Here is a 25,689-nt window from a genome sequence, read left to right on the forward strand (position 1 = left end):
CTTAATTTCATCGCTCAAGCGAGCTTGAGGTGTTTTTATAATGCTGTAGCTGTGTACGAAAATCAGCCCAGTTAAAATATGGTCCCGGATCGGTCTTGCGGCCCGGTGCAATATCCGAATGTCCGGCAATATGCTGCTGAATTTTAGGATAATAATCTTGCAAACAGGCAGCCACTTTGACCAGGGCTTCATACTGTGCGGTTGCAAAAGGCAAATCGTCACTGCCTTCCAGCTCGATCCCGATCGAATAATCATTACATTCTTTTTTGCCCAAATAGGTCGAGCGGCCGGCATGCCAGGCACGGTCATTGAAATTAACAAATTGCAGTACTTCTCCCGTTCTTAAAATTAGCAGATGGGTCGACACCTGCATCCCTTCAATGGTTTGAAAATAGGGATGTACTGACCAATCCAGCTGGTTCTGAAAAAACTGTTCAATATAACCACCGCCAAACTGTGAAGGTGGCAGGCTGATATTGTGAATCACCAGCAATTGAATCTCGGTCTGTTCTGGCCGCTGATTAAAATTGGGAGACGGGATTTGACGTGCACCGATTAGTTGCCCGTCCTTGACCTGAAACTCAGCTGCCTGTTGCATAAAACCGTTCTCCCCAAAAATAAAATCTGCAAGATCAGCATTGCAGCCGGCTTCATGCTAAAACTTTCAAGGAGAAATCTCAATTCATCCCAGCAAACTGGATGAAAAATCGCTCATCTTTTATGTAACGGTGCTAAGATAAGGCGCAATTTTCACGGCTTAAAAAAGATACGGAAATACTCATGCGCATATCTCAAGCTTTGCTAGACCAGTCCATTCAGATCAATATTCAACAAGCACTTTCAGAAGATATCGGTGGAGGCGATATTACCGCCCTGCTGACTCCTGAAGATGAACAGGCCACTGCCACTATCATTAGCCGTGAAGACATGGTTTTGGCCGGCCAGCCTTGGGTAAATGCCTTGATTCAGGCCTATGATCCAAGTATTGAAGTGATCTGGCTGAAAAATGATGGCGATCATGTTCAAGCCAATCAAGCATTTTTAAAACTGGCCGGATCTGCACGTAGCTTACTCACCGTGGAGCGCCCTGCGCTAAACTTTGTCCAGACGCTGTCTGCGGTTGCGACTAAAACCGCCCACTATGTCAAAGAGCTGCAAGGTTTAAACACCAAATTATTAGATACTCGTAAAACGCTTCCGGGTCTGCGTATCGCACAAAAATATGCCGTGGCCATTGGCGGTGGCCAGAATCACCGTTTGGGCCTGTTTGATGCCTTCTTGATTAAAGAAAATCATATTATGGCAGCGGGTGGCATTGCGCAGGCGATTGCCAAGGCCCATCAAATTGCACCGGGTAAGCCTGTCGAAGTTGAAGTCGAAACCTGGGATGAGCTGAATCAGGCACTCGAAGCCCATGCTGATATTGTGATGCTGGATAATTTCAGTCAGCAGCAGATGATCGACGCGGTGCAACATGTGGCCGGTCGCTGCAAACTGGAAGCCTCAGGTAATATCACCATTGATAATTTACGTGAAGTCGCGAGTACCGGAGTAGATTATATTTCCATGGGCGTGCTGACCAAAGATCTCAAAGCCATTGATCTGTCGATGCGTTTCAATGCTTAAGCCTAGATGGGATAGATGACCGTAGAGGGTGCGAAGCACCCTTTTTTTATTTTTAGAAATTTTTTTTGCGTATATTTTGCTCAATTTTCTATTTTAGACCTTAATCATCATCGTCATCCCGATTACCTCGGCGATCGCGGTCATCATCGTCACCATCACGGTCGTTATATCTTCCGTTATCCTCATCACGATCCTGATTTAACACTGAACGCTCGTCATCTTCACGATTATTGCCCCAGTCACAGGCAGTTAATCCAAACACGCCCAGCAATGAAATTGCACAAAGCCACTGTTTCATGTCGCATTCCTCATTGTGTTCTCATCTGATCCAATATCGATGCAAAACCGGTTCAGATATAGCCGATTCATGTCGACTTTTTGTCAGGAAGTTTTGTAATGTAGTTTTTGAATACAGGTGCAGAGTGAAATTTCAGGCATAAAAAAACGCATCCAGAGATGCGTTTTTCAGCATGGAATAGATTACCAACCTAAAGCTTCTTGCTGTTTTTTCACCAATTCCTGAATGCCTTTCTCGGCCATTTCCAGCATGGCATTCGATTGTGCACGGGTAAATGGCTTATCTTCTGCAGTGCCTTGAATTTCAATAAATTCACCGGCCTGAGTCATCACCACGTTCAAATCGGTTTGACAGTTTGAATCTTCTTCATAGCAAAGATCCAGTAATACTTCATCTTTGAAAATACCCACAGAAACCGCAGCCACCAAACCTTTTAATGGATCATGTTTGATTTTCTTTCTTTCCAGCAAGACGTTCATGGCATCGACCAAAGCCACCGCAGCACCAGTAATCGCTGCAGTACGGGTGCCGCCATCAGCCTGAATTACGTCACAGTCGATAGTAATGGTATTTTCACCCAGCTTTTTCAGATCGACCATTGAGCGCAAGCTACGACCAATCAGACGCTGAATTTCCTGAGTACGGCCACTCTGTTTGCCACGTGCCGCTTCACGGTCACTACGGGTATGAGTTGAACGTGGCAACATGCCATATTCAGCAGTCACCCAGCCTTGGCCCTGACCTTTGAGGAAACGCGGTACAGAGCTATCCACACTGGCAGTACAGAGTACTTTGGTATGACCAAATTCAACCAATACAGAGCCTTCCGCATAACGTGTATAGTTACGGGTAATTTTCACTTCACGTAATTGATCTAATGCTCGCTGGTCGATACGCATAATAAGTCCTGTATGGGTTCAAAATAATTGCGGCTCAGTATAGCAGAAGCCTTTGCCAAGATTAGGCAGCCTGGTGATTCATTTACAAAATCAATGCATCAGCTCGCTACGAGATGTCAAAATTCTGCCGATCTGTAGCACTACGATTTGATTTAATTTTTGCTAGACTAAAACTCCCCTTGAGGGAAGCCGGTGATAGGAAACCCATTTATGTCCTTACGTGAAGATCGCAAGCAGCAAAGTCATCAGGCGTTACTCGATGTCACTCTGGCATTCAGCAGTCAGGGCCGTGCTTTCAGCACGATCAGCCTGCGTGAAGTTACGAATGCAGTTGGACTGGTACCGACGGCATTTTATCGGCATTTTCAGGATATGAACCAGCTCGGTCTGGAGTTGCTGGATCAGGTTGCGATTCACATCAAAGGAGTACTCAATCAACTGGGACAGGCTTATCTGTATCAGCCAAATACCCGAACCTACACCGGACTTGAACTGTTTTTTCAGGCGGTCGAATATCATCCTGAACCCTGGATTTTTTTTGTTGCAGAGCGTTGGGGTGGTTCGGACGTGCTCCGTGCCGGTATTGAACGGGAAATTCGTTTTCTGGCTGAAGATGTGATGCATGAACTGGCCAAGATGCAATCGACCCGACATATTCAGGCGCCACAGGACTTGCAGGCTCTGGCACAGATGCTGATTGAACTGTCCCTGAACTGGGCCATGGGCTGGATTCATCTGCAGCATCAAGCTGATCCAGAGCTGCGCCGCACACAATCCACTGCCTTTAAAACCCAAAGCATATTGCAGATGCAACTGTTGCTGCATGGCATTTTGCACTGGTACCGGCGACCTGCCGAAACAGTCGAAACAGCAGGCCCTGTGCTCAATGAAGCGGTCATTCCCCCTGCCTAAATAAAAAAACCTGCATCATGATGCAGGTTTTTTTTACTGATCGTCAGTTCAGACTTATTTGGCTTTACGCTCTTTTTCGATCAAGTAATTCACCACCTGAATGACTTTGGCATCATTACCCTGCACAATATATTTACCATTCACGGTCACTGCCGGAACACCACTTAACTGATACTGAGCAGCCAGATTTTTGGCTTGGGCAATTTTCGAAGTGATCGGGAAAGATTTATAAGTGCTGTTAAATTTCGCTTCAGGAATACCATAGCGGGTATAGAACTTGGCCAATTGCGCCTGTTCTAAAATTGGACGTTGCTTGTCATGAATATCATGGAATAATTGTAAATGTGCTTTTTGACGCACACCCAATGCTTCAGACACATAATAAGCACGCGCTGCCTGCTCCCAGAGTGGATTCATTGCAGCCGGCGTACGTACAAAACGTACATCTTTTGGTAATTTTTTCAACCAGCCCTGCATATGTGGTTCAAGCGCGAAACAGTGACCACAGCCGTACCAGAAGAATTCACGTACCTCAATTCTGCCCGGTTTTTCGACTTTGACTGGTTTTGCAACCACCTGATAGTCCTGACCTGCCACAAAATTGGCCATAGCATTGCCTGAAAAGGCCAAAACAGATGCGGCAACAGCGCCTAAAAGGAATTTTTTCATTCGGATTATCGTCCTCTAAATCATTATGCTTAGTTTATGTGTTCACTATAAATCAATTATGCCGGTTTCGTTTTCATTCTGTGAACTTTTTTGCTGCTTTTATCGCTTTTTCTGCCAGAATCGCTACACTAAACCATCGAACTGATTTTCAAGGTTTTAAATCAGTTTCTCTGGCCATTCGGCACATATATATTTTTAGCTAATCATGACTGATTGAGGTGACACCGATGTCGCAATTGAATGTTGATCCACAAGAAATTGCCAAGTTTGAAGCATTTGCAGCTATATGGTGGGATCAGCATTCCGAGTTCCGCCCCTTGCACATGATTAATCCACTGCGTTTAAACTGGATTGATGAACATGCCGGAGGCCTGAGCGGCAAAAAAGTGCTGGATGTCGGCTGTGGTGGCGGTATTCTGGCCGAAAGCATGGCGCGACGCGGTGCCGATGTACTCGGGATTGATATGGGCGCAGCCCCTTTAAATGTGGCACGCATCCATGCCGAACAGGAAGGTGTGAACAATATTGAATATCGTCAGGTGCCGGTTGAGCAACTGGCAGAGGAACAGGCTGGCCAATATGACATCGTGACCTGCATGGAAATGCTAGAGCATGTGCCAGATCCGGCATCGATTATTCAGGCCTGTCACAAGCTGGTCAAGCCAGGTGGTCATGTATTCTTCTCGACCATTAACCGTAATCCAAAGTCCTATTTATTTGCGATTATCGGGGCAGAATATGTCTTGCGCATGCTGGCCAAAGGCACCCATGATTACAGCAAATTTATCAAGCCGTCTGAACTGGCACATGATATTCGTAACGCTGGTTTAAAGCTCAAAGACATGACCGGTCTGCACTATAATCCGCTGACCAAGCGTTATTGGCTGGCACCGAATGTTGATGTGAACTACATGGTTTATACCGTGAAAGATAGCGCAGCAGAGACCACAGCATGAAAGCCGTTTTATTTGACCTAGATGGAACCCTGATTGATACCGCTGCCGATTTTATCCGAATTATCCAGCAGATGTGCCGTGAAGAAGGCCGCCCACTGGTTGCACCCGAGCTGATTCGTACCCAGGTCTCCGAAGGCGCTCGCGCTATGGTGAAACTGGTTTATCCGGAACTGCAACTAGAAGATCCGGTCTTTCTGCAACACCGTCAGCGCTTTCTGGACATGTACGGCGCAGATATTGCGGTCGATACCGATCTGTTTGATGGCATGTATCCATTACTTGAACAGCTAGAGGAAAATGACATTCCTTGGGGGATTGTGACCAATAAACCGCGCTGGCTCAGCGAGGCTTTACTGCAAGCGCTGAACCTGAGTGAACGCTGCGCAGTGCTGGTATGTCCGGAAGATGTCACTCGGACCAAACCCGATCCTGAACCGATGTATCTGGCAGCCAAGCAACTGAATCTTGCCGCGGAAGACTGTATCTATGTCGGAGATCATCCCCGAGATATTGATGCCGGCCGTCATGCCCAGATGCTGACCATTCTGGCTGCTTATGGTTATTTGCCGTTGCAATACAAAGACGATTTAAACGCCTGGCAGGCCGACCATATCGTGCATACTGTGACAGAATTACATCAATTGATTCAGACACTAGTACTGAAGCAGCATACTGCGGTATCTTGAACGCTTAACACTAAATAATAAGAAGTGAGGAGGTAGATAATGAAATATTCAGCATATCAACCTCGCCCCGATCTGCTCAAGGATCGTATTATCCTGATCACAGGTGCGGGCGATGGCATTGGACGTGCGGCAGCAATCAGTTATGCCTTGCATGGTGCAACCGTGGTGCTGCATGGACGTACCCTGAATAAACTGGAAGTCATCTATGATGAAATTGAAAGTTTGGGTGCGCCGCAACCTGCCATCTTGCCGCTACAACTATCGAGTGCGTCAGAACGTGATTATGAGCTTTTGCTCGATACACTAGACCGTCAGTTTGGTCGTCTGGACGGCATTCTGCACAATGCCGGCATTTTAGGCGAACGGGTTCCCTTGGCGGATTATCCGGTCAACGTCTGGGATGATGTGATGGCAGTCAATCTGCGTGCACCCTTTGTCATGACCCAAGCGCTGTTACCGTTATTATCCAAATCCGAACATGCTTCTGTGGTTTTTGCCAGCTCAGGTGTAGGCCGCGAAGCCCGCGAACGCTGGGGTGCGTATTCGGTTTCTAAAATTGCTATTGAAGCGGTAAGCCAGTTATTTGCCAAAGAGCAGGTACATCCGAATATCCGTTATAACTGCATCAATCCCGGGGCAACGCGGACTGCCATGCGCGCCAAGGCCTATCCGAATGAAGATCCGAAAACCCTGCCTACCCCCGATTCAATCATGCCGGCTTATCTATATTTGATGGGTAATGACAGCCTGCATATGAATGGCCAGAGTATTGATGCACAGGATTAAATTATTCTGTCTGTCATTCAGGGAGCAATCGCTCCCTTTTTATTTCATTTTTAGTCATATTCAGCGCATAAATCTTAAGTAAGTTCACCCCGCTCGCATTGAGTTTCATTAAAATAACAGCATACTAAGCCCCACTATATTTCACTCGAGTGCATCATGACTGAATTAAACAATATTACGGTGACCCATTTAGACGATGGCATGGTGTCGCTGCTGATTGATCAACAGCCTATTTCAGAGAAATACGGCACCAAGTTTGAAGCCAGTATCGTGGATGACATCAAAGCACTCGAAAATGCTCAGAAACTCAAATTGTTCGAGCAATTTGTATTTTCACATCAGGATCTGAATTTTGAACATGCCTATTATTATGTGACTGGCATTGAAAAATTAGACGACAGTTATCGTCTGGCCAAGCATTTTGTTTATCGCATTAAAATTGAAGGTCAGCCAGAAATCGAACATGTCATCAGCAATCAGGGCAAAGCCATGACGGCCGAGGATGTACGTGCCTTTATTCAGGCGCATGTGCAGAAATCACTCAACGATTATACTGACCTGAACTACGCTTATTAAAAGTCGGGTCATTGAATAATCTTGGGCACTTTTCGATAAAGTGCCCTTTTTTTCTTAAAATCCTGCAAAAAATAACAATAAATCGGATTTACATATTAAATATATAAAATTATACGGTTTTCCAAATTAAACTGATTGGACTATGCTTTCTTGAATCACAGATAGATCAAATCAGGAGCGCAGCATGGCTGACCAAAAACGTAAAATTGAAACAATTCACCGGATTGAACAGTTGCAGTTATCTGAAGCATTGATTGTGGCACTCGATGACGCCCTACAAGCTGAATCCGTGGCTGACGCGATTCAGTCCTTACAAGGTTTGGCAGAGCAATGGAATTAATCTCAAACTAAACCGGCAAAATTCTTTGTCGTTTCATTAAATCATGAACTTTTTTCTCGCTGACTCAATGCTGTTTTTTTGAGCTAAATCATCGATTTTCGCTTGCATGTTGGCCCTTGCTTTGATGAGATAAGGACATGGCTCGGTAGGCTACTTTATAGAAGTGATGCCGTCGCATATAGTCATGTAAAAATATGACATCATCATAATATCTCTGCATTTGTTATAAAAATTGTGCCTGTTCTTCACAGTTTCTCTGCAATTTTTCCGTACATTAGGTGCTGTAGAAGATGAACAATTTAATGAGGGTTCAACATGAAAAAGGTTTTGGTGGCACTGGCAATTTCTTGCAGTACATTCATGCTGAGCAATGTCGTCATCGCTGCCCCTCATTTCAATGATGAATCCCGTATCGATTCACGTCATGGTCATGACAAGAAGAAAGCCCGTGAGTTCCGAGAGGAAGATCAGCAGGATAACCGCCGTATGCGTGAAGAACGCGGGGTGAAACGCCTGCAACAGTTACGCTGGCAGCCGGGTTATGTGATGCCGCAGCATTATCGTGGCAATGGCTATAAAGTTGAATATAAAGACCATCGCCTGCCTCGACCTGACCGCAAGCAGCAATGGTACAAAGTCAATAATGACTATATTCTGGTGGATTCTGAAAACAACAGTATTATCCGGATCGTGGGTGACTAGTTCATAAGTGCATTCAAATTTAATCTTCTTTAAGGCCCAACGATGTTTGGGCTTTTTTATTTCACTGGCTGAAAATTTTTTATTCGCAAATCTCGCTGCTTTTCCAGTTTTGAGACTACGTGATTCATCTACTAAATTTCTTCATGAATTTAACAATTTAACTAAATAGCCCTCACGCTTTCTATGTACTTGTTCGCTAATTTAGTCTCATCGAAATTAGATATACATTTTAAGGTGAGAGCCATGAAAAAAGTCTTAACTACAATCGCGTTATCTATAAGTGCTTTGTTAGCTACTTCTGCAATGGCAGCACCACAGCATGACTCGCGTTATGATCATAATCCGCATAAACCGGCGCCACACTGGAATGCCAAAGATAGCAAGAAATGGAATGACGACCGTCGCTGGAATGATGACCGCCGTCATAACAACCGTATGGTCAACCCAAGCCGTGACTGGCGCGTAGGCCAAACTCTACCACGTCAATATGACAACAACCGTTTTGAAGTCAGTGATCGCGAAGCACGCCGTTTACCAAATACCGGTCGTTTCCAGCAATGGTACAAGGTCAACAATGACTACGTTCTGGTCAATGAGCGTACCAACAAAATTGTACGAATCATTAACTAAGCTTTCTCCATTACTGCTCGTCTTGCAGACACCTGAAGTCCCCTTCAGGTGTTTTTTTATATCTGCACTTCCACTTGCATTTTTTTTCATTAGAATCAAAGCTGGATCTTCAATCATTGAAATGGGTACAGCATGACTTCAGCAGAAACGTCACAAAGCACAACTTTGCAATATGTGCACTGGTTTCGCCATTCTGCGCCTTATATCAATGCGCACCGCAATAAAACCTTTGTAATCATGTTTGATGGCGAAGCCGTCTTAAATGATAACTTTCAGCATATTATTCACGATATTGCTTTATTACATTCTTTGGGCATTCGGCTGATTCTGGTACATGGTGCACGTCCGCAAATTAACCAGAATCTGGCTCAAAGCCAGATTACGACGCCTTTTTACCAGCAGCGTCGGGTCACCACACGTGAATCTTTAAGCTGCGTGATGAATGCCGTCGGTTCGATCCGCCTACAAATTGAAGCACTGCTGTCTATGGGACTGGCCAATTCGCCGATGTATGGCGCCCGGATTGATACCGTTTCAGGGAATTTTGTCACCGCCAAGCCGTATGGCATCCGCGATGGTATCGATTTTCAGTTGACCGGTGAAGTGCGCGCGGTTGATACCGATGCGATTCAGCGCCATCTGGACAGTCATAATATTGTGGTGCTTGGCCCGACCGGTTATTCCACTACCGGAGAAGTTTTTAATCTGCTGGCTGAAGAAGTTGCTACCAAAACTGCGATTCGCCTTAAGGCAGATAAACTGATTTTTCTCGGTAAGCAGCATGGTCTGATGGACAGTAACGGCCAACTCAAACGCGAAGTGACACCGCAACAACTGGATGATTTTATTCCGGTCGAACAAGATGCGCTTGAAAGAGGACTACAATTGAAAGCCGCACAGGAAGCCTCAATGAACGGCGTACATCGGGTGCATCTGATTTCTTATGCCTATGATGGTGCCCTGCTGGAAGAGCTGTTCACCCGGGATGGTTCCGGAACTCTGGTCACCGACGCGCATTATGAAGAAGTGCGGATGGCCGATATTCAGGATGTTGGCGGCCTGATCGGTTTGCTGCGTCCACTGGAAGAAGAAGGCATTCTGGTCTATCGTTCGCGTGAACGCCTGGAAAATGAAATCAACCAGTTTGCCGTAATCGAACGGGACGGCATGATTCTGGCCTGTGCCGCCCTCTACCCGATTCCGATGACAGGGGATGAATTGCGTTCTGCAGAAATTGCCTGTGTTGCGGTACATCCCAGTTATCGCAAGTCTAATCGGGGTAGCCAGATCCTGCATTATCTAGAAGAAAAAGCCAAAAGCATGCAGATTCAGCAACTGTTTATTTTAACTACCCGCACCGCGCACTGGTTTCTGGAACAAGGCTTTGAACCGGCTTCAGTCGATGACCTGCCGGATGCCCGTCAGGCATTTTACAATTATCAACGTAATTCAATTGTTTGCAAAAAGTCACTTTAAAGTGGCTTTTTCTTTCAGTGCTTTAGCTTAATTTTAGATAAAGATATCTGGCAATCTCGCTTTAAATTTTAAAATTCTATTACTCGTTTTTAGCTAAACATATCAATAGATTAGATTTAAAAAAATAACTATAAATTTCATAAGTTTGATTAATTTAAATATTAAATTTTCATTTTTATATAAATCACTTTTTCGCATAAGTTTTGCGCTTTTTTATTTATCTTTTTTCTTCATTAGAAATTCCTGAATAGTTATTTTTTTAGAAAAACAAAAACGATTAGCGTGTGTCTAAGTTTTCATTCACTAGCTTTTCACTTTCGGGAGTTTTGATTCATGCGCCAATCTCATGTTCAGTTTTTAACAAAGACTGCAGTACTTGGTACCGCGATGGCTGGTGTCATGATGCTTTCAGGCTGCTCGAAAAAAGAAGAGACCATTACCCTGAATATCGGTTTCCAAAAATACGGCATATTACCTATTTTAAAAGAACGCGGCACGCTGGAAACCAGCTTAAAACAGCAAGGGGTCAATGTGAAATGGGTAGAATTTCCGGCCGGCCCACAACTGCTTGAGGGCCTGAATGTTGGCAGCGTCTCTTTTGGTGAAGCCGGTGAAGCACCGCCAATTTTTGCCCAGGCGGCCAACTCAAATCTGGTCTATGTAGCCAATCAGCCGCAAGCGCCTAAGGCAGAAGCCTTAATTGTACCGAAAGATTCGCCGATTCAGTCTATTCAAGATCTGAAAGGCAAACGGGTAGCCCTGAACAAAGGTTCAAACGTGCATTACTTACTATTAAAAGTTCTGGAAGCCAACCAGCTTGGCCTTGATGATATCGAAGTGATCTATTTACCACCTTCCGATGCACGTGCTGCATTTGAACGTGGTGCAGTCGATGCTTGGGTCATCTGGGATCCGTTCTTTGCAGCTGCTGAACATCAGATTGGTGCGCGTGTCATTGCCAGCGGTGAAAATGTGGTGAGCAACCACCAATTCTATCTGGCAGATCGCAAGTTCGCAGAAAGCCATCCTCAGGTGGTACAGGCGGTTGTCAATGAACTAAACCTGACCACGGACTGGGTCGCAAAAAATCAGGACGCTGCCGCTCAGCTCCTGCAAAAACCGACAGGTCTAGCCGTCGATGTCTTAAAAACCTCTATTTCACGCATGGGCTTCGGTGTTAAACCCCTCACGACTGACGTGATTCAAAAACAGCAACAGGTCGCCGATGCGTTTTATGCGCAGCAGCTGATTCCACAAAAGCTGAATATTGATGCAGCAATTATTAAATAACAGCAGAATAATTCGAGAATAAAGATGAGTCATTTAAAAACAGTTTCTTATATCAGTTTAGCGTTATTGAGCTTTAGTCTGACTGGCTGTCAGAAACAGGAAGCACAGCAAAAGACTGCTGCAGACACCAAAGCAACACAACCGGTAAAAACCATTGCGATTGGCTTTCAGAAATCAGCCTTGAATCTGCTGGTGGCACGCGATGAAAAGCTATTAGAACAACAATTCCCGAATGCCAAAATTGAATGGAAAGAGTTTCCGGCAGGTCCACAAATGCTGGAAGCCTTAGCGGTCGGTGCAGTGGATTATGGCTATGTGGGAAATACTCCGCCTATTTTTGCACAGGCGGCAGACAAAGCCCTGAGCTACGTGGCCTTTGAAAAAGTGGCGGGAAATTCTTTGGCCGTGGTCGTGCCGAAAGACAGTGCGATTCAAAACATTCAACAGTTGAAAGGAAAACGGATCGCGGTTCAAAAAGGTTCAAGTGCCCATGAACTTCTGGCCAAAACCCTGGAAAAAGCCGGCTTAAGCTGGTCAGAGATTCAAGCCATTTGGCTTCCCCCTGCGGATGCACGTGCTGCTTTTGACAAAAAAGCCATTGATGCCTGGGCAATCTGGGATCCCTTCCTGGGTGCAGCCGAGTTCGACAGCAAGGTTAAGGTGCTGATTGAATCCAGTGACTTTCCGCAAACCTACTCCTTTTATATCGGCAATCCCGAATTTATTCAGAAGCATCCGGATAGCCCCGGGAAGTTTATCCAGGCCTTAAATGCATCTGACCAGTGGATTCTTAAAAACCAGGCTGTAGCTCTAGATATTTATCAGAAAAGTACCGGTCTGAAACCAGAAGTGGCAAAGATTGCATTTGAGCGTCGTCTTAAACCTTCGCCGGTACAACCATTAACGACGGAAGTGATCAAAGCCCAACAGAATATTGCCGATCTCTTCCAGCAGGTTCAACTGATTCCCAAAACCATCAGCGTCCAGCAACAGATCTGGTCGCCAGCAGCCACACATTGATGAACAAACAAGATGATTTAATTTAAGGAATATCACATGAAAATTTTCTGGTTTATCCCCACTCATGGCGACAGTCGTTACTTAGGCACCAGCAAGGGCGCACGTGTTGTAGATCATACCTACATGAAGCAGATTGCCGTTGTGGTAGATAACTTAGGTTATGAAGGGGTGCTAATTCCGACTGGCCGTTCTTGTGAAGATCCATGGTTAACCGCAGCCAGCCTGATTGATGCGACCAAAAAATTAAAATTCCTGGTGGCGCTGCGTCCAGGCGTGACCACTCCGGCACTGGCTGCACGTATGGCCGCGACCTTTGACCGCTTGTCCAATGGCCGGGTGCTGCTGAATCTGGTGACTGGCGGTGATGAACAGGAACTAAAAGGTGACGGCGTCTATGAAGATCACACAACCCGCTATAAAACGGCGACCGAATACACCACCATCTGGCGTGAAATTTTAAAACGCTCACATACCGGTGAAAGCTTTAGCTTCCATGGCGAACGCTTAAGTGTCGACGAGGCAAAATTACTGTATCCACCAATCCAGCAGCCACATCCGCCTTTATGGTTTGGCGGTTCATCGGATGATGCCATTGAACTGGCCACGGATCAGGTCGACACTTACCTGACCTGGGGCGAGCCACCGGCCGCAGTCAAAGAAAAAATTGCAGTGGTAAAAGCCAAGGCTGCAGCTAAAGGTCGTGAACTGAATTACGGGATCCGTTTACACGTGATCGTACGCGAAACCAATGAGCAGGCCTGGGCGGCGGCTGAAGAACTGATTCAATATGTGGATGATGCCACTATCGCTGCAGCCCAAGCCAAGTTCAAATCCATGGACTCGGTCGGTCAGCGCCGTATGGCAGAACTGCACAATGGCGATCGCAGCAAACTCGAAGTTTCTCCAAACCTCTGGGCAGGTGTGGGTCTGGTTCGTGGTGGTGCAGGTACGGCACTGGTCGGCGATCCGGAAACTGTCGCTGCACGTATCCAGGAATATGCCGATCTGGGGATCAGCACCTTTATTTTCTCAGGCTATCCACATCTGGAAGAATCCATCCGTTTTGCAGAACTGGTATTCCCTTTACTTCCACTGGAAACCCAGCAAAAACTCACTCAACCAAACTTGACCGGTCCATTTGGTGAAATCGTGGCGAACAACTACACACCGGACGAGAACAAGCAGGCTGAGAAAATTAAGGAGTCTGCTTAATGTCAAAAGTCGTTTCCGTTGAAACCCTGACCCCAAAGCAGGTTTCACGTGGAACAATTCTGGGGCAGCATCTGCTGCCCTGGCTGGTTCCAATTTTCTTGATTTCAGTTTGGCAAATTGCCTCTAGCACAGGCCTGCTGGAAAGCCGGATTCTGCCTGCACCGAGTGCCGTGGTTTTAGCCTTCTGGAATTTATTGCTCAGCGGTGAACTGTGGACGCATGTGCAAGTCAGTGCAGGACGTGCCATCAGCGGATTATTGGTAGGTGGTGGTTTGGGCCTATTGCTGGGTCTGTTAAATGGTTCATCCAAAACTGCCTCTACCCTGCTCGACACCACCTTGCAGATGATCCGCAATATTCCTGCACTGGCACTCATTCCCCTCGTCATCTTATGGTTCGGGATTGATGAATCTGCCAAATTGTTTCTGGTGGCGATTGGGGTATTTTTCCCGATTTATATCAATACCTATCATGGGATTCGTTCCGTCGATCCGCAATTGATCGAGATGGGCAAAAGCTATGGCTTAACTCGCTGGCAACTGTATAAAGAAATTATTCTGCCGGGTGCGATGCCGTCAATTCTGGTCGGACTGCGTTTTTCTCTAGGTCTGGTCTGGGTATTGTTAATCGTGGCCGAAACCATTTCCGCCCAGTCTGGTATTGGTTATATGACCATGAATGCACGTGAATTTTTGCAAACTGACGTGGTTCTGGTAGGTATTTTATTGTATGCCCTGCTCGGCAAACTGGCCGATGTTCTGGCCGTGGCCTTAGAGCGATTCCTGCTGCGCTGGCATGCCGGCTATCAAAAATAAAGAATAAATGAGGAGCATGTGATGACTGATCTCAGTTTAGGGCGTCATGCCAATGACCCGATTGTGCCACTGGACCAACCTGCGGCAGATATCAATCCTGCTGCAGTGATCGGTGCCGAAATTATCATTGAACAGCTGCATAAGTTTTACGGTTCGGTCAAAGTTCTGGAAGATCTGGACCTGCATATCCAACCTGGTGAATTTCTGGCAATTGTCGGTCGCAGCGGTTGTGGTAAAAGTACCTTATTGCGCCTGATTGCCGACCTGGAACAGCAAAGCTACGGCGAAATCAAGTTTAAGTCAGCCCGGCATATTCGCGAAGGCATTACTATCGATGATATCCGGGTGATGTTTCAGGACCCTCGCCTGCTGCCCTGGCGCAGCATCGAACAGAATGTTCAACTCGGTTTACCGAAGGAGCAGCATGCCAAAGCCTCTCAAATGCTGGAAAAGGTCGGGCTCAAAGAAAAAGCCGGACTGTGGCCTTCACAACTTTCCGGAGGACAACGGCAACGTACCGCCTTGGCGCGGGCATTATCGCGTCAGCCACGTATTCTGCTGCTGGATGAACCGCTCGGCGCCCTGGATGCCCTGACACGTCTGGAAATGCAAAACCTGATTGAGCGTCTCTGGACCGAGCAAGGCTTTACCGCCATTCTGGTCACACATGATGTCAGTGAAGCCGTACAACTGGCAGACCGGATTATCTTGCTGGACAAAGGCCATATTGCCAAAGAATTTCGGGTCGACTTACCTCGTCCCCGGCAAAAAAGTGTGACATTTGCAGAACTGGAACAGCAGGTCTTGCAGGCAGTTTTAGCGACCTGAACATCGAATCAAACCCAAAATCGCGCATGGTTTTGGGTCTTATTCTTATAAAAAATGCTTTTGTCTCAATAAAAGGACATTTTTATCAGATTCATTTCAGCATTATTCCTCTCTTCCATTGATGAAGAAAAAAGATGAATAAATGAAGTATTTTCAGAAACTTGAATTTTTCTCCCGGTGTAGATGCATTTAGCCTGTTTTAAATATTGATCTAGAGAATAAATCATCATTATTCAAAAAATTAGCCTGTGACTGTGTGCACAAATCTGATGATTTGCCGTACAATTGAGGATTCCCTTTTTCATTGTTTTTTATATTTGCTAATGGAACAAAAAAAGAGTACTCAAAAACGCAATCAGCTGCTAAATGCTGCACTAGACGTATTTTCCCTATATGGTTTTAATGGGGCAAGCCTGGATGAAATCGCACAAATTGCAGAAATGCATAAGTCGAATATTTTCTATTATTATGAAAATAAAGAAGCCCTGTATGTCGAGGTATTAACCACCGTTTTACAAAAATGGCTGGCGCCTTTACAAACCCTGGAAGCTGAACTTGAACCTGAAGAAGCGATCACCAATTATTTGATGCAAAAAATTGAAGTGTCGCGTACCCAGCCTAAAGCATCCCGTTTATTTGCTTTGGAGGTGATTCAAGGTGCACCGCATATTCTGGAAATTTTAAAAGGTCCGCTAAAAAAACTGGTCAAGCGTAAAGCCAAAGTGATTTCCAACTGGCAGGAGCAAGGCAAGATTTCTGCAGATATTGATCCTGAGTTACTGATTCTGAATATTTGGGCGATTACCCAGAACTATGCAGACTTTGCCACTCAAATGGAAATGGTCACGGGTAAAACTTTGCGTAACCGCAGCATGCAGCAACGCATTATCCAGCATACGGTACACATGATGTTATACGGCGTGATTCCACGTACGGATAAATAAGCAAGCGCTTCTGATTGGCACACGACCATAGCTGCTATGGTCGCCGAGCAAACTTGACCTTCCTGTTTATTTTACCATTTGATATAAATCTAATAATTTTTTCGCACCCAATAACAGATTTTCTTCCCAATCCAGATGTGCAGTCTCATTGGCTCCATCACTAATGTATTTCACTGAAATCAGCCGAACGCCCAGCTTTTTACAGACTTTGGCCAAGGCATAGCCTTCCATATCGACCAGATTACACGCCACTTTTGAAATACCGGTTTCAAAGCTGTCGCCTGTCCCACAAATCCCTTTCGGCAAATGGTCAAAGAAGGAATCCAGCTCAATCGCACCAGGGAAATGCTGATCCATCGGGGTTATGCCAATCTCAAAGCCGAGGGGTGAAACATCCATATCACGCTGTACAAATTGCGTGACTTCGACCAGTTCATGTGCATTGAAATGCGAACTCCCCGCGCTTCCCAAATTCAGTAAGGTACTGCAATCGGTGTTCTGAATCACCTCAAAAGCTTTAAAGGCCGCGTTGACTTTACCAATCCCGCTGTAATGCACCTGAATGCCTTCTGCTTCAAACAAGCCTTTGGATTCATTGGGTAGAGCCATGATGAGTGCCAGATCGGACATTCGAAACACCTGATATCAAGAAAAACCCTGATATTAGAAAACAAAACCGGCTGAATGAAAAGCACTAGTGCTCTGATCAGACATGATCAATGTGTACAAAAACAAAACTGCTCAATTCTAAGGAAGATGAATTTTCAAGAAAAATATTGCATAAAAACACAACAGCAAGACGAAAGCGCGAGATTATGGCAATATATAGCCTCTCGATATTTCTAAGCACTTGATTTGCCCATGCAGCTGCTCCGTCTAAATGCTTTAGCCTCTCATTCTGAATTACCCAAAACTGCCGTGACCATCGGTAATTTTGACGGCGTGCATTTAGGTCATCAGGCGATGATCCGTCAGCTGCAACAGGTGGCTGAAGCACAGGGTTTAAAATCTGTGGTGATGATTTTCGAACCGCAACCACTTGAATACTTTCAAGGTTATGATGCCCCACCCCGTATTTCATCGTTGCGTGAAAAAGTTGAATATCTAACTGAATTGGGTGTGGACTATATCGCGGTGGCGAAATTTGACCATACTTTTCGCAGCCTGACTGCAGAAGCCTTTGCCGACATTTTAAAAGAAAAACTCAATGCACAACATCTGGTCTTAGGCGATGATTTTCACTTTGGTAAAAACCGTCAGGGCAACAGCGAATTCCTGCGCAATTACGGCTTTGAAGTGACCAATTTAAATACTATTGCTCTGGATGGTGAACGCGTCAGTTCCACCCGGATTCGCCAGACCTTGCAAGCCGGTGATTTAGCTTTGGCCGCGCAATTGCTGGGTCGTCCTTATAGCATTACCGGACGAGTGCAATATGGTGATCAGATTGGTCGAACTATTGATTTCCCGACCATTAATGTACGCCTTAACCGTCATAAGCCCTGCCTCAAGGGAATTTATGGGGTTGAAGTCATTTGCGAAACCCAATCCTTAAAAGACAAAGTAAAAGCCGACTCTGCAACGCAAACCGGTATTGCGGGTTATGACCCGACTGCCCTGTTTGGGGCAGGTCATGTCGGCACACGTCCAGCCATCAAACAAGCACACCCAGAGTGGCGATTAGAAGTACATTTTCCAGATGTTTCTGCTAATCTGTATGGCCTGTTGATGCGGGTGACGTTCTTAAACTATTTACATGGCGAAAAGGACTATCCTTCGCTTGAAGCGCTAAAAGCCGGAATTGATGATGATGTCGAGAAACTGCTTGAGTTTCGTCGAAATCACCCCACATTTCCCTTTTAATATCCCATATTTTTATTGTAAAACGTGTCAGTGACATAACTGATTAGATTGGAAGACGACTTGCATGAGCGATAAGCAAACTCCTGAAAATGCAGTGGACTATAAAGCCACGCTAAACCTCCCAGGTACTGACTTTGCAATGAAAGCAAATTTGGCAGTACGTGAAGCGAAATGGTTAGAAGAGTGGTATGCCGACAACATTTATCAGCAGATTCGTGAATCGCGTATTGGCAAGAAAAAATACGTGCTTCATGACGGCCCTCCTTATGCCAATGGTCAAATTCATTTGGGTCATGCGGTCAACAAAGTACTCAAAGACATCATTATCAAAAGCCGTGTCATGGATGGCTTTGATGCACCGTATGTACCGGGCTGGGACTGTCACGGTTTGCCAATCGAACTCAAAGTCGAAGAAAAAGTCGGTAAAGTCGGCGTAAAAGTGGATGCATCTACCTTCCGTAAAGCCTGCCGTGAATATGCCTACACCCAAGTTGAGCTTCAAAAGAAAGACTTCGTACGTATGGGCGTATTCGGGGATTGGGACAATCCTTACTTAACGATGAACTTCAAACAGGAAGCTGACATCGTACGTTCATTGGGTGCAATCGCGAAAGCAGGTCATATCGAGCCAGGTCTGAAACCAGTCAACTGGTGTTTAGACTGTGGTTCATCACTCGCTGAAGCTGAAGTTGAATACGAAGATAAAAAATCTGACGCAATTGACGTCGGTTTCACGGTTGTAGACCTTGCTGATTTATCTGCACGTGTCGGCGTAGAAATCGCTGATCGTACGGATATCGTGATTTGGACAACAACGCCTTGGACCATGCCTGCCAACCAAGCGGTTGCATTACACGCTGAACTTGAATACCAACTGGTGAAAGCAACAGACGAAGATAAAGCTGCACAAAACTTCATTTTGGCGAAATCATTGGTTGAGTCTGCGACTCAGCGTTATGGCTTTACTGCGTTTGAAGTGCTTGCTGAATTCACAGGTGCAAAACTTGAGAATTTAGTTCTTCAACATCCTTTAATTAGCGACCGCCAAGTGCCAGTGATCTTGGGTGAACACGTCACCGATGCGAGCGGTACAGGTGCTGTACATACTGCACCGGGTCACGGTGTGGACGACTATAAAGTTGGTTTACAGTACAACCTCAAAGTTGAAAACCCAGTCGGTGGTAATGGTGTGTATTTACCAACGTCGCCTATCTTCCCGGGCGAGCATATCTACAAAGCCAATCCAAAAATCATTGCAGCATTGACTGAAGCGACCAAGCTTTGGGCACACGTGGTGATCAAGCATAGCTACCCGCATTGCTGGCGCCATAAAACCCCGATTATCTTCCGTGCGACCCCACAATGGTTCATCAGCATGGATGCCAAAGGTCTGCGTCAAAATGCACTGAATGCGATTGAAAACGATATCAGCTTTGTACCGGACTGGGGTAAAAACCGTATCCAGGCGATGATTGAAGGTCGTCCGGACTGGTGTATTTCACGTCAACGTACTTGGGGTGTGCCAATTCCGTTCTTCGTACACAAAGACACCAATGAATTGCACCCACGTACGCCTGAACTGATTGAAGAAGTGGCTAAGCTGATCGAGCAAGAAGGCATTGATGGCTGGTATAACCGTGATGCCTCTGAGTTTATCGGTGCGGATGCTGAACAATACAACGCAGTTCGTGACACATTAGATGTCTGGTTTGACTCTGGTACAACGCACTATGCGGTACTGCGTGAACGTGAAGAACTGACTGATCCTGCTGATTTGTACCTTGAAGGTTCAGACCAGCACCGTGGCTGGTTCCAGTCGTCGTTATTGACCTCGATTGCGATTAACGAACGTGCGCCATATAAAGGTCTATTGACTCACGGTTTCGTCGTGGATGAAAAAGGCCGCAAGATGTCCAAGTCGATCGGTAACGTGATCACGCCGCAAGACATCATTAAAGATATGGGTGCGGATGGTTTACGTTTCTGGATCGCCTCTGCGGATTACCGTTATGAAATGACCGCTGGTAAAGAAATCTTTAGCCGTGCCTCTGACGGTTATCGTCGTATCCGTAACACGCTTCGTTTCTTGCTTGCTAACCTGAATGGCTTCAAACCATCAACAGATGCGCTTCCTGTAGATCAATTGATCGCGCTGGATCAATACATTCTGCAACGTGCATCTGAAGTGCAAGAAACCATTAAGAAAGCATACGAAGATATGAACTTCCATATCGTAACGACTGCTCTGACTAATTTCTGTATCAATGACTTGGGTGGTTTCTACTTAGACATCATCAAAGACCGTCAATACACCACGAAAGCGGATTCGCAAGCACGTCATTCTGCACAAACTGCGTTGTATCACTTGGTACAAGCATTCGTGCGTTGGATGTCACCAATCCTGAGCTTCACTGCACAAGAAGCTTGGCCGTTAATTCCTGAGCAATCAGAGAAATACGTGTTCACGGCTGAATGGTATGATATTCCTGTGGCTTCAACTGCAAATGTAGTATCTGAAGCTGAATGGCAAACGCTCATTGCCGTGAAATCTGCAGTAAACAAATTCATTGAAACTGCACGTACCGCGAAAACTGTCGGTTCTAACTTGTCTGCCAAAGTTGAACTTTGGGCAAATGCCGAATTAAAAGCAGTGCTAGATAAGTTAAGTGATGAGCTTCGTTTCGTACTGATCACATCACAAGTGATCGTCAATGAGTTTGATGCAGCACAAGGTGAAGCGTCTGATCTTGAAGGCTTGAATGTGAAAGTTTCAGCAGCGGATGGCGAAAAATGCGTACGTTGCTGGCATGTATTACCAGATGTAAATACACATTCTGCACATCCTGGTCTATGCGGTCGTTGTATCATCAACCTTCCTACAGGCCAAGGCGAAGAGAGAAAATATGCCTAATACCCACAGCAAAAAGGGCTTATTCCAGTTCTATCCACATAATTTATGGTGGGTTGGACTGGCCATTCTGGCGATCATTCTGGATCAATGGACCAAATGGATTGCAGTGACAAATCTGAACTATGCAGATCCTGTTCCTGTGCTGCCCTTTTTAAATTGGACACTGCTACATAACTATGGCGCTGCCTTTAGTTTCCTGTCCGATGCCGGTGGTTGGCAACGCTATTTCTTTACTTCACTGGCAGGTTTAGTGTCTGTAATCTTTGTGTTTTGGCTGATGCGCATGCCAAAAGACATGAAAATTTTACCATTGGCGATTGCCCTGATTCTGGGTGGTGCCATCGGTAATTTAATCGACCGGGTCAGCCTCGGCTATGTAGTCGATTTTATTCATGTGTATTACCAGAACAGCCACTTCCCTGCGTTCAATATCGCAGATAGTGCTATTACTGTAGGCACTATTCTGATGCTGATTGATACCTTTTTCTTAGAAAAACATCGAATTCAACGGGCGCAAGCACAACATGACTGATTTTATTCATCCTAACGAAGAAACCCGGGTTGCAGACGGTTCTAAAGTCGAGCTGCACTTTTCTGTCGCAATCGAAAATGGCGTGGAAATTGACAATACCCGTAGCCGTGAAGAACCGGTCAGCCTGGTGATTGGCGATGGTAATTTACTGCCTGGTTTTGAAAAAGCATTGTTTGGTTTACGTGCCGGTGACCGTCGTACGGTGAGCCTGCCGCCAGAAGATGCTTTTGGTCCATGGAATCCAGAAAACATCCAGAAATTTGATACGGTGAAGTTCGGAGAACGTCCGATCGAAGGTCACATGATCGAGTTTGAAGACAAAGCCAAAGCCACCCTGTATGGCGTGGTGAGATCGGTGAATGATGACATCACTGAAGTGGACTTTAACCATCCATTGGCAGGCAAAAACATCACCTTTGAAGTGGAAATCTTTAAAGTGACACCTGCGGGTCAGCAAGGCATTAAACTGATGTAAAACCTCAGCTAATTAACTGATTTTAAAAAAGCTCCTTCGGGAGCTTTTTATTTTCCGGATACAAATCATCTCTAGTCACCTTCCTGAAATCTGATTAATTTGATGATCAGACCCGAAGAAAGGATGAAACATGAAAATTTATATTGTGGTTGGGAGTGTTCGTGAGGGACGTACTGCGATTAAAGTGGCGCACTGGGTACTGCAGGAAATTAAAAGTTATGCCTTTAGCACTTTGGAAACTGAAATTGTCGATCTAAAAGAATGGGATCTTCCGCTGTTTTCTGGTGCTCATCCCCCATTGACCGGGATTTATGATCAGCCCAAACAGCAAGACTGGGCCGACAAGATTGCGCTTGGCGATGCCTTTATTTTTGTCACGCCTGAATACAATCATGGCTATAGCCCTGCCCTGAAAAATGCTCTGGATTATCTCGGCAAGGAATGGCAAGGCAAACCAGCAGCTTATATTGGTTATGGTGCGACTAACGGATCACGTTCGATTGACCAGGTTCGTCAAGTCGGCACTCAACTTGGACTGGTGGATACCAATGCCGTGATTGAAATCCGGGACATCTTTGCGCGCAATAAAGATTATTCTTTCCAAGGCAATGAATTTGATAATAAAAACTTAAAAGCTGTGGTGGATAGACTGATTCAATATGTCAGTGCTTAATGACTGGACGACAGCCCTGTACGTTTTAGCCTACATGCAGCGCAGAGTTTAGCCGCTATGCGGTTGTTTTATGCGAGGCTATAGTGAGTACATAGACAGACAGGAAGTCTGCAAAGCGATACGACAACAATAAAAAGCGCCAATCAACAGGACGTTGACAGATTAGACAGGAGTCAGATCTGAGAAGCAAATCCAGAAAAGTCTCGACAGGATGTTGAGGCTTTTCTGTTTAAACTTTAGGTTTAACTAGAGTAGTGATCGGAATGCATCAAACATCAACCTTAAAGCCGAGATCAACATCACAGGCGGCCTGCCCTCCCCGGATCTCCCAATTTTCTAGTGCACTTTCTCTCAGATGAATCAGAATATGATCTGCAGGAATGCCGATTTCTCCGAGACTTTTGACCATCTGCTGATACAAATTGCGCTTGGTCTCCAGACTGCGGCCAGCAAAACAGTCAATACTGATCAAGGTAAAATATTCAGGCTGAGCTAAATGGCTCATATAATGAAAACGATGCGCTTCATGCACGACCAGACGAATATTACGATCATATTCAGGTAGCTGAAAGGCAGTTTTCACACAATGAAATACGCTGTTAAGCAATTGTTCCTCAACTGCTTGAGGATATTGTTGCCGAACTTCAATTTGAATCGTAGGCATAGGAGTTTCCTTTTTATTATTTTATGGACGTTTTTATTTATATCAGTTGATGCATATCAAAAGAGTTTTCTCTCGCTAACATACAGCAAAATCATCACCGCAGTTTATGATTTGGTCAGATGGTCATTTTGAAACAGTATTTTTAAAATTATCTTTTAAAATTCGGCTGTCGGCTTTGACCTACAATCCATGCAGTTAAACTGCCCTATTGCGTTGTATCGCTTCAGGCTATATTCAGATCATACCAAGACAGGAAGTCTTGTAAGAAAAATAAAAAAATTCACGTAGCAGGATGCTGATCGGTATAACAGACATTATACCTTTAACAGAATATGAAAAGGCCTTCACAGGATGTAGAGGCCTTTTTCTTTCATGCCAGCATCAGCTTAAAAAAATTTTTATTCAGATGGTCAGCTTATTCAATATTTCATATTTAGATAAGCATCCTAAAAGCAGAGGATTAAGGTGCTGTCATCTTTAACAGAGCTGCTTGCGGACCATCTTGAATCACCCACAGTGAACCATCCTATGCCTGAGCAACCCCGCGAATCCGCTCTTTCATATCCAGACGCTGAACTTCTTTCACTGGGGTCTGGTTCGTATCCACAATCACAATCGCCTTGGAAGACAGACCGGTCGCAATCGCCTTATTTTTCCATTGCGGGAAGACATTAGCCGTATAAAATATTAAATCTGAAGGAGAAATTACCGGAGTCCAATCCAGTGCCGGGGCTTCAAATTCAGGTCGGGTACTGTGATCAGGAATGGGCTTGCCATCATAATGATTGCCATTAGACACTAACGGATAACCATAATTTTTAGCTTTGACAATCTTGTTCAGTTCATCGCCGCCTTTCGGTCCCATTTCGATCACCCAAAGCTGCCCTTTCGGATCAAAACCCATGCCTAGAGGATTACGGTGTCCAAGACTCCAGACCTGCTGAGCAATTTTACCCTGAGTCATAAACGGATTATCGGCAGGGATTGAGCCATCATCATTCAGGCGAATAATCTTACCGGCATTAGATTGCATGTCCTGTGCAGGGTTGAATTGCTGACGTTCTCCTGAACTGATCCATAACTTACCATCCGACCCAAATACAATCCGATGGGCATAATGTCCCTGGCCAGAAAATTTCGGCACTTGCGTCCAGATCCGTTTAATTTGTGTCAGTTGAGGGGTGGCTTGATTTAAATCCAGTTTGCCACGGATTACCACTGCACCATATCCACCCTGGCCTTGTTCGGCATAACTCAGATATACCCACCGATTCTTTGCAAAATCTGGATGTAAGGCCACTTCACCTAAACCACCCTGGCCTCCATATGCGACTTGAGGTATGCCTTTAACTTCAATTTTTTTCTTGGTGTTTGGATCAAAGAGCTGCAATTTTCCTTTACGCTCAGTAACCAATAGCCGGCCATCATTTAAAGTAGTAATCGCCCATGGTTCATTAAATTGAGCAACCTGTTCGGTCTTATATTTTTGCAAGTTTGAAGAGACTGCATCCGATTTGGCAGCTGATGTAGAGGTCTCTTGAGTACTTCTAGAAGAAGAATTCTCTGCATGACAGGCAGTAAACGCTAAAGCACAACAACTGAGTAGAATTTTTATTTTAAATTGCGACAACATTATCTTCTCCATACTGATTTATTGTTCAAATTAAAATCAAGATACAGAATTCCTGATGTAAATTCAGCAGAGAAAGGTAAATAGATACATTTTAAAAGCTATAAAACGATTTAATTTTGAAGTTTTATTTATATTTTTTACACATAAAAAAATCCCCCTCTGCCTTGGCGGAGGGGGATTTCGAATAATGAGCTGGCGATGACTTACTCTCACATGGGTAACCCCACACTACCATCAGCGCTAAGAGGTTTCACTTCTGAGTTCGGGAAGGGA

General features: G+C 45.2%; 27 protein-coding genes, 1 rRNA gene and 1 pseudogene. 21 read left to right on the top strand and 8 right to left on the bottom strand.

The features are described 5' to 3' along the window. Positions 1-7 precede the first annotated feature (7 nt). Entirely contained in the window at positions 8-598 is a 591-nt protein-coding gene (gene ampD, locus NI468_RS10925) for a 1,6-anhydro-N-acetylmuramyl-L-alanine amidase AmpD (RefSeq protein WP_004281241.1), read from the bottom strand. A gap of 182 nt (positions 599-780) precedes the next feature. Between ampD and nadC the strand changes: the two genes are divergently transcribed. Then, complete coding sequence (nadC, locus tag NI468_RS10930) at positions 781-1,626, top strand: carboxylating nicotinate-nucleotide diphosphorylase (RefSeq protein WP_253101836.1); 846 nt, start codon at positions 781-783, stop codon at positions 1,624-1,626. 100 nt (positions 1,627-1,726) lie between these two features. On the opposite strand, the gene NI468_RS10935 is transcribed toward nadC, so the two are convergent. Both NI468_RS10935 and rph read right to left on the bottom strand, forming a co-directional pair. Further along, positions 1,727-1,924 carry a hypothetical protein gene (locus NI468_RS10935; RefSeq protein WP_004281239.1) on the bottom strand — a complete coding sequence of 66 codons (198 nt, stop codon included), beginning with the start codon at positions 1,922-1,924 and terminating at the stop codon, positions 1,727-1,729. 182 nt (positions 1,925-2,106) lie between these two features. After that, entirely contained in the window at positions 2,107-2,823 is a 717-nt protein-coding gene (gene rph / locus NI468_RS10940; RefSeq protein ID WP_004281238.1) for a ribonuclease PH, read from the bottom strand. 210 nt (positions 2,824-3,033) lie between these two features. On the opposite strand from rph, the gene NI468_RS10945 reads away from it, so the two are divergent. Then, on the top strand, positions 3,034-3,735 hold the full coding sequence (locus tag NI468_RS10945; protein ID WP_253101839.1) for a TetR family transcriptional regulator: 702 nt from the start codon (positions 3,034-3,036) through the stop codon (positions 3,733-3,735). Positions 3,736-3,789: 54 nt separating this feature from the next. Here the strand turns inward: NI468_RS10945 and NI468_RS10950 are convergent, their stop codons facing one another. Beyond that, a complete protein-coding gene (locus NI468_RS10950) occupies positions 3,790-4,404 on the bottom strand; it encodes a thiol:disulfide interchange protein DsbA/DsbL (RefSeq protein ID WP_004281236.1) in 615 nt (204 codons plus the stop codon). 227 nt (positions 4,405-4,631) lie between these two features. On the opposite strand from NI468_RS10950, the gene ubiG reads away from it, so the two are divergent. From ubiG to NI468_RS11020, 14 genes are all read left to right on the top strand, one after another. Continuing rightward, complete coding sequence (ubiG, locus tag NI468_RS10955; RefSeq protein WP_004729050.1) at positions 4,632-5,360, top strand: bifunctional 2-polyprenyl-6-hydroxyphenol methylase/3-demethylubiquinol 3-O-methyltransferase UbiG; 729 nt, start codon at positions 4,632-4,634, stop codon at positions 5,358-5,360. Further along, on the top strand, positions 5,357-6,046 hold the full coding sequence (locus NI468_RS10960; protein WP_004281234.1) for an HAD family hydrolase: 690 nt from the start codon (positions 5,357-5,359) through the stop codon (positions 6,044-6,046). Before ubiG ends, NI468_RS10960 begins: the two co-directional genes overlap by 4 nt. Positions 6,047-6,085: 39 nt before the next feature. Continuing rightward, on the top strand, positions 6,086-6,832 hold the full coding sequence (locus NI468_RS10965; RefSeq protein WP_005094903.1) for a YciK family oxidoreductase: 747 nt from the start codon (positions 6,086-6,088) through the stop codon (positions 6,830-6,832). A 156-nt stretch (positions 6,833-6,988) separates the two neighbouring features. Beyond that, complete coding sequence (locus NI468_RS10970; protein ID WP_004281232.1) at positions 6,989-7,408, top strand: hypothetical protein; 420 nt, start codon at positions 6,989-6,991, stop codon at positions 7,406-7,408. A 184-nt stretch (positions 7,409-7,592) separates the two neighbouring features. After that, on the top strand, positions 7,593-7,748 hold the full coding sequence (locus tag NI468_RS10975; protein ID WP_004281231.1) for a hypothetical protein: 156 nt from the start codon (positions 7,593-7,595) through the stop codon (positions 7,746-7,748). Between the two features lie 315 nt (positions 7,749-8,063). Next, the gene (locus tag NI468_RS10980) at positions 8,064-8,450 is read left to right on the top strand and encodes an RcnB family protein (protein ID WP_253101841.1); all 387 of its coding nucleotides are present in this window, start codon (positions 8,064-8,066) and stop codon (positions 8,448-8,450) included. A gap of 243 nt (positions 8,451-8,693) precedes the next feature. Continuing rightward, the gene (locus tag NI468_RS10985; RefSeq protein ID WP_005094900.1) at positions 8,694-9,080 is read left to right on the top strand and encodes an RcnB family protein; all 387 of its coding nucleotides are present in this window, start codon (positions 8,694-8,696) and stop codon (positions 9,078-9,080) included. A gap of 132 nt (positions 9,081-9,212) precedes the next feature. Next, complete coding sequence (argA, locus tag NI468_RS10990) at positions 9,213-10,556, top strand: amino-acid N-acetyltransferase (RefSeq protein ID WP_253101844.1); 1,344 nt, start codon at positions 9,213-9,215, stop codon at positions 10,554-10,556. A gap of 333 nt (positions 10,557-10,889) precedes the next feature. Continuing rightward, on the top strand, positions 10,890-11,846 hold the full coding sequence (locus NI468_RS10995) for a sulfonate ABC transporter substrate-binding protein (protein WP_253101848.1): 957 nt from the start codon (positions 10,890-10,892) through the stop codon (positions 11,844-11,846). Between the two features lie 24 nt (positions 11,847-11,870). Next, on the top strand, positions 11,871-12,866 hold the full coding sequence (locus tag NI468_RS11000) for an aliphatic sulfonate ABC transporter substrate-binding protein (RefSeq protein WP_253101852.1): 996 nt from the start codon (positions 11,871-11,873) through the stop codon (positions 12,864-12,866). A gap of 36 nt (positions 12,867-12,902) precedes the next feature. Next, on the top strand, positions 12,903-14,078 hold the full coding sequence (gene ssuD, locus NI468_RS11005; RefSeq protein ID WP_253101855.1) for an FMNH2-dependent alkanesulfonate monooxygenase: 1,176 nt from the start codon (positions 12,903-12,905) through the stop codon (positions 14,076-14,078). Further along, on the top strand, positions 14,078-14,893 hold the full coding sequence (gene ssuC / locus NI468_RS11010) for an aliphatic sulfonate ABC transporter permease SsuC (RefSeq protein WP_253101858.1): 816 nt from the start codon (positions 14,078-14,080) through the stop codon (positions 14,891-14,893). The genes ssuD and ssuC overlap by 1 nt, the downstream gene beginning before the upstream one ends. Before the next feature lie 21 nt (positions 14,894-14,914). Continuing rightward, positions 14,915-15,721: an ABC transporter ATP-binding protein gene (locus NI468_RS11015; protein ID WP_253101862.1), complete on the top strand. Its 807-nt coding sequence runs from the start codon at positions 14,915-14,917 to the stop codon at positions 15,719-15,721. A 323-nt stretch (positions 15,722-16,044) separates the two neighbouring features. Further along, the gene (locus NI468_RS11020; RefSeq protein WP_004281222.1) at positions 16,045-16,665 is read left to right on the top strand and encodes a TetR family transcriptional regulator C-terminal domain-containing protein; all 621 of its coding nucleotides are present in this window, start codon (positions 16,045-16,047) and stop codon (positions 16,663-16,665) included. Positions 16,666-16,731: 66 nt separating this feature from the next. On the opposite strand, the gene NI468_RS11025 is transcribed toward NI468_RS11020, so the two are convergent. Further along, positions 16,732-17,295, bottom strand: a complete 564-nt coding sequence (locus NI468_RS11025; RefSeq protein ID WP_253101865.1) for a 5'-methylthioadenosine/S-adenosylhomocysteine nucleosidase family protein — start codon at positions 17,293-17,295, stop codon at positions 16,732-16,734. A 231-nt stretch (positions 17,296-17,526) separates the two neighbouring features. Here NI468_RS11025 and ribF point away from each other — a divergent pair, with 231 nt between their 5' ends. The 5 genes from ribF (at position 17,527) to NI468_RS11050 (ending at position 23,119) form a co-directional block, all read left to right on the top strand. Beyond that, positions 17,527-18,528, top strand: a complete 1,002-nt coding sequence (gene ribF / locus NI468_RS11030) for a bifunctional riboflavin kinase/FAD synthetase (protein WP_253101868.1) — start codon at positions 17,527-17,529, stop codon at positions 18,526-18,528. A 64-nt stretch (positions 18,529-18,592) separates the two neighbouring features. Further along, positions 18,593-21,439: an isoleucine--tRNA ligase gene (gene ileS, locus NI468_RS11035; RefSeq protein WP_253101871.1), complete on the top strand. Its 2,847-nt coding sequence runs from the start codon at positions 18,593-18,595 to the stop codon at positions 21,437-21,439. After that, positions 21,432-21,971: a signal peptidase II gene (gene lspA, locus NI468_RS11040; protein ID WP_005105275.1), complete on the top strand. Its 540-nt coding sequence runs from the start codon at positions 21,432-21,434 to the stop codon at positions 21,969-21,971. The genes ileS and lspA overlap by 8 nt, the downstream gene beginning before the upstream one ends. Continuing rightward, on the top strand, positions 21,964-22,446 hold the full coding sequence (locus NI468_RS11045) for an FKBP-type peptidyl-prolyl cis-trans isomerase (protein ID WP_004281217.1): 483 nt from the start codon (positions 21,964-21,966) through the stop codon (positions 22,444-22,446). Before lspA ends, NI468_RS11045 begins: the two co-directional genes overlap by 8 nt. Positions 22,447-22,576: 130 nt before the next feature. Then, on the top strand, positions 22,577-23,119 hold the full coding sequence (locus tag NI468_RS11050) for an NADPH-dependent FMN reductase (protein WP_253101874.1): 543 nt from the start codon (positions 22,577-22,579) through the stop codon (positions 23,117-23,119). 268 nt (positions 23,120-23,387) lie between these two features. Here the strand turns inward: NI468_RS11050 and NI468_RS11055 are convergent, their stop codons facing one another. The 3 genes and pseudogenes from NI468_RS11055 to rrf all read right to left on the bottom strand — a co-directional run. Then, complete coding sequence (locus tag NI468_RS11055) at positions 23,388-23,783, bottom strand: tautomerase family protein (RefSeq protein ID WP_039902475.1); 396 nt, start codon at positions 23,781-23,783, stop codon at positions 23,388-23,390. Between the two features lie 460 nt (positions 23,784-24,243). After that, a pseudogene (locus tag NI468_RS11060) lies at positions 24,244-25,416 on the bottom strand (PQQ-dependent sugar dehydrogenase). A gap of 190 nt (positions 25,417-25,606) precedes the next feature. After that, positions 25,607-25,689 (bottom strand): 5S ribosomal RNA (gene rrf / locus NI468_RS11065); the annotation flags it as partial.

The sequence above is a fragment of the Acinetobacter lwoffii genome (genome assembly GCF_024129355.1).
Lineage (GTDB): Bacteria > Pseudomonadota > Gammaproteobacteria > Pseudomonadales > Moraxellaceae > Acinetobacter > Acinetobacter lwoffii_I.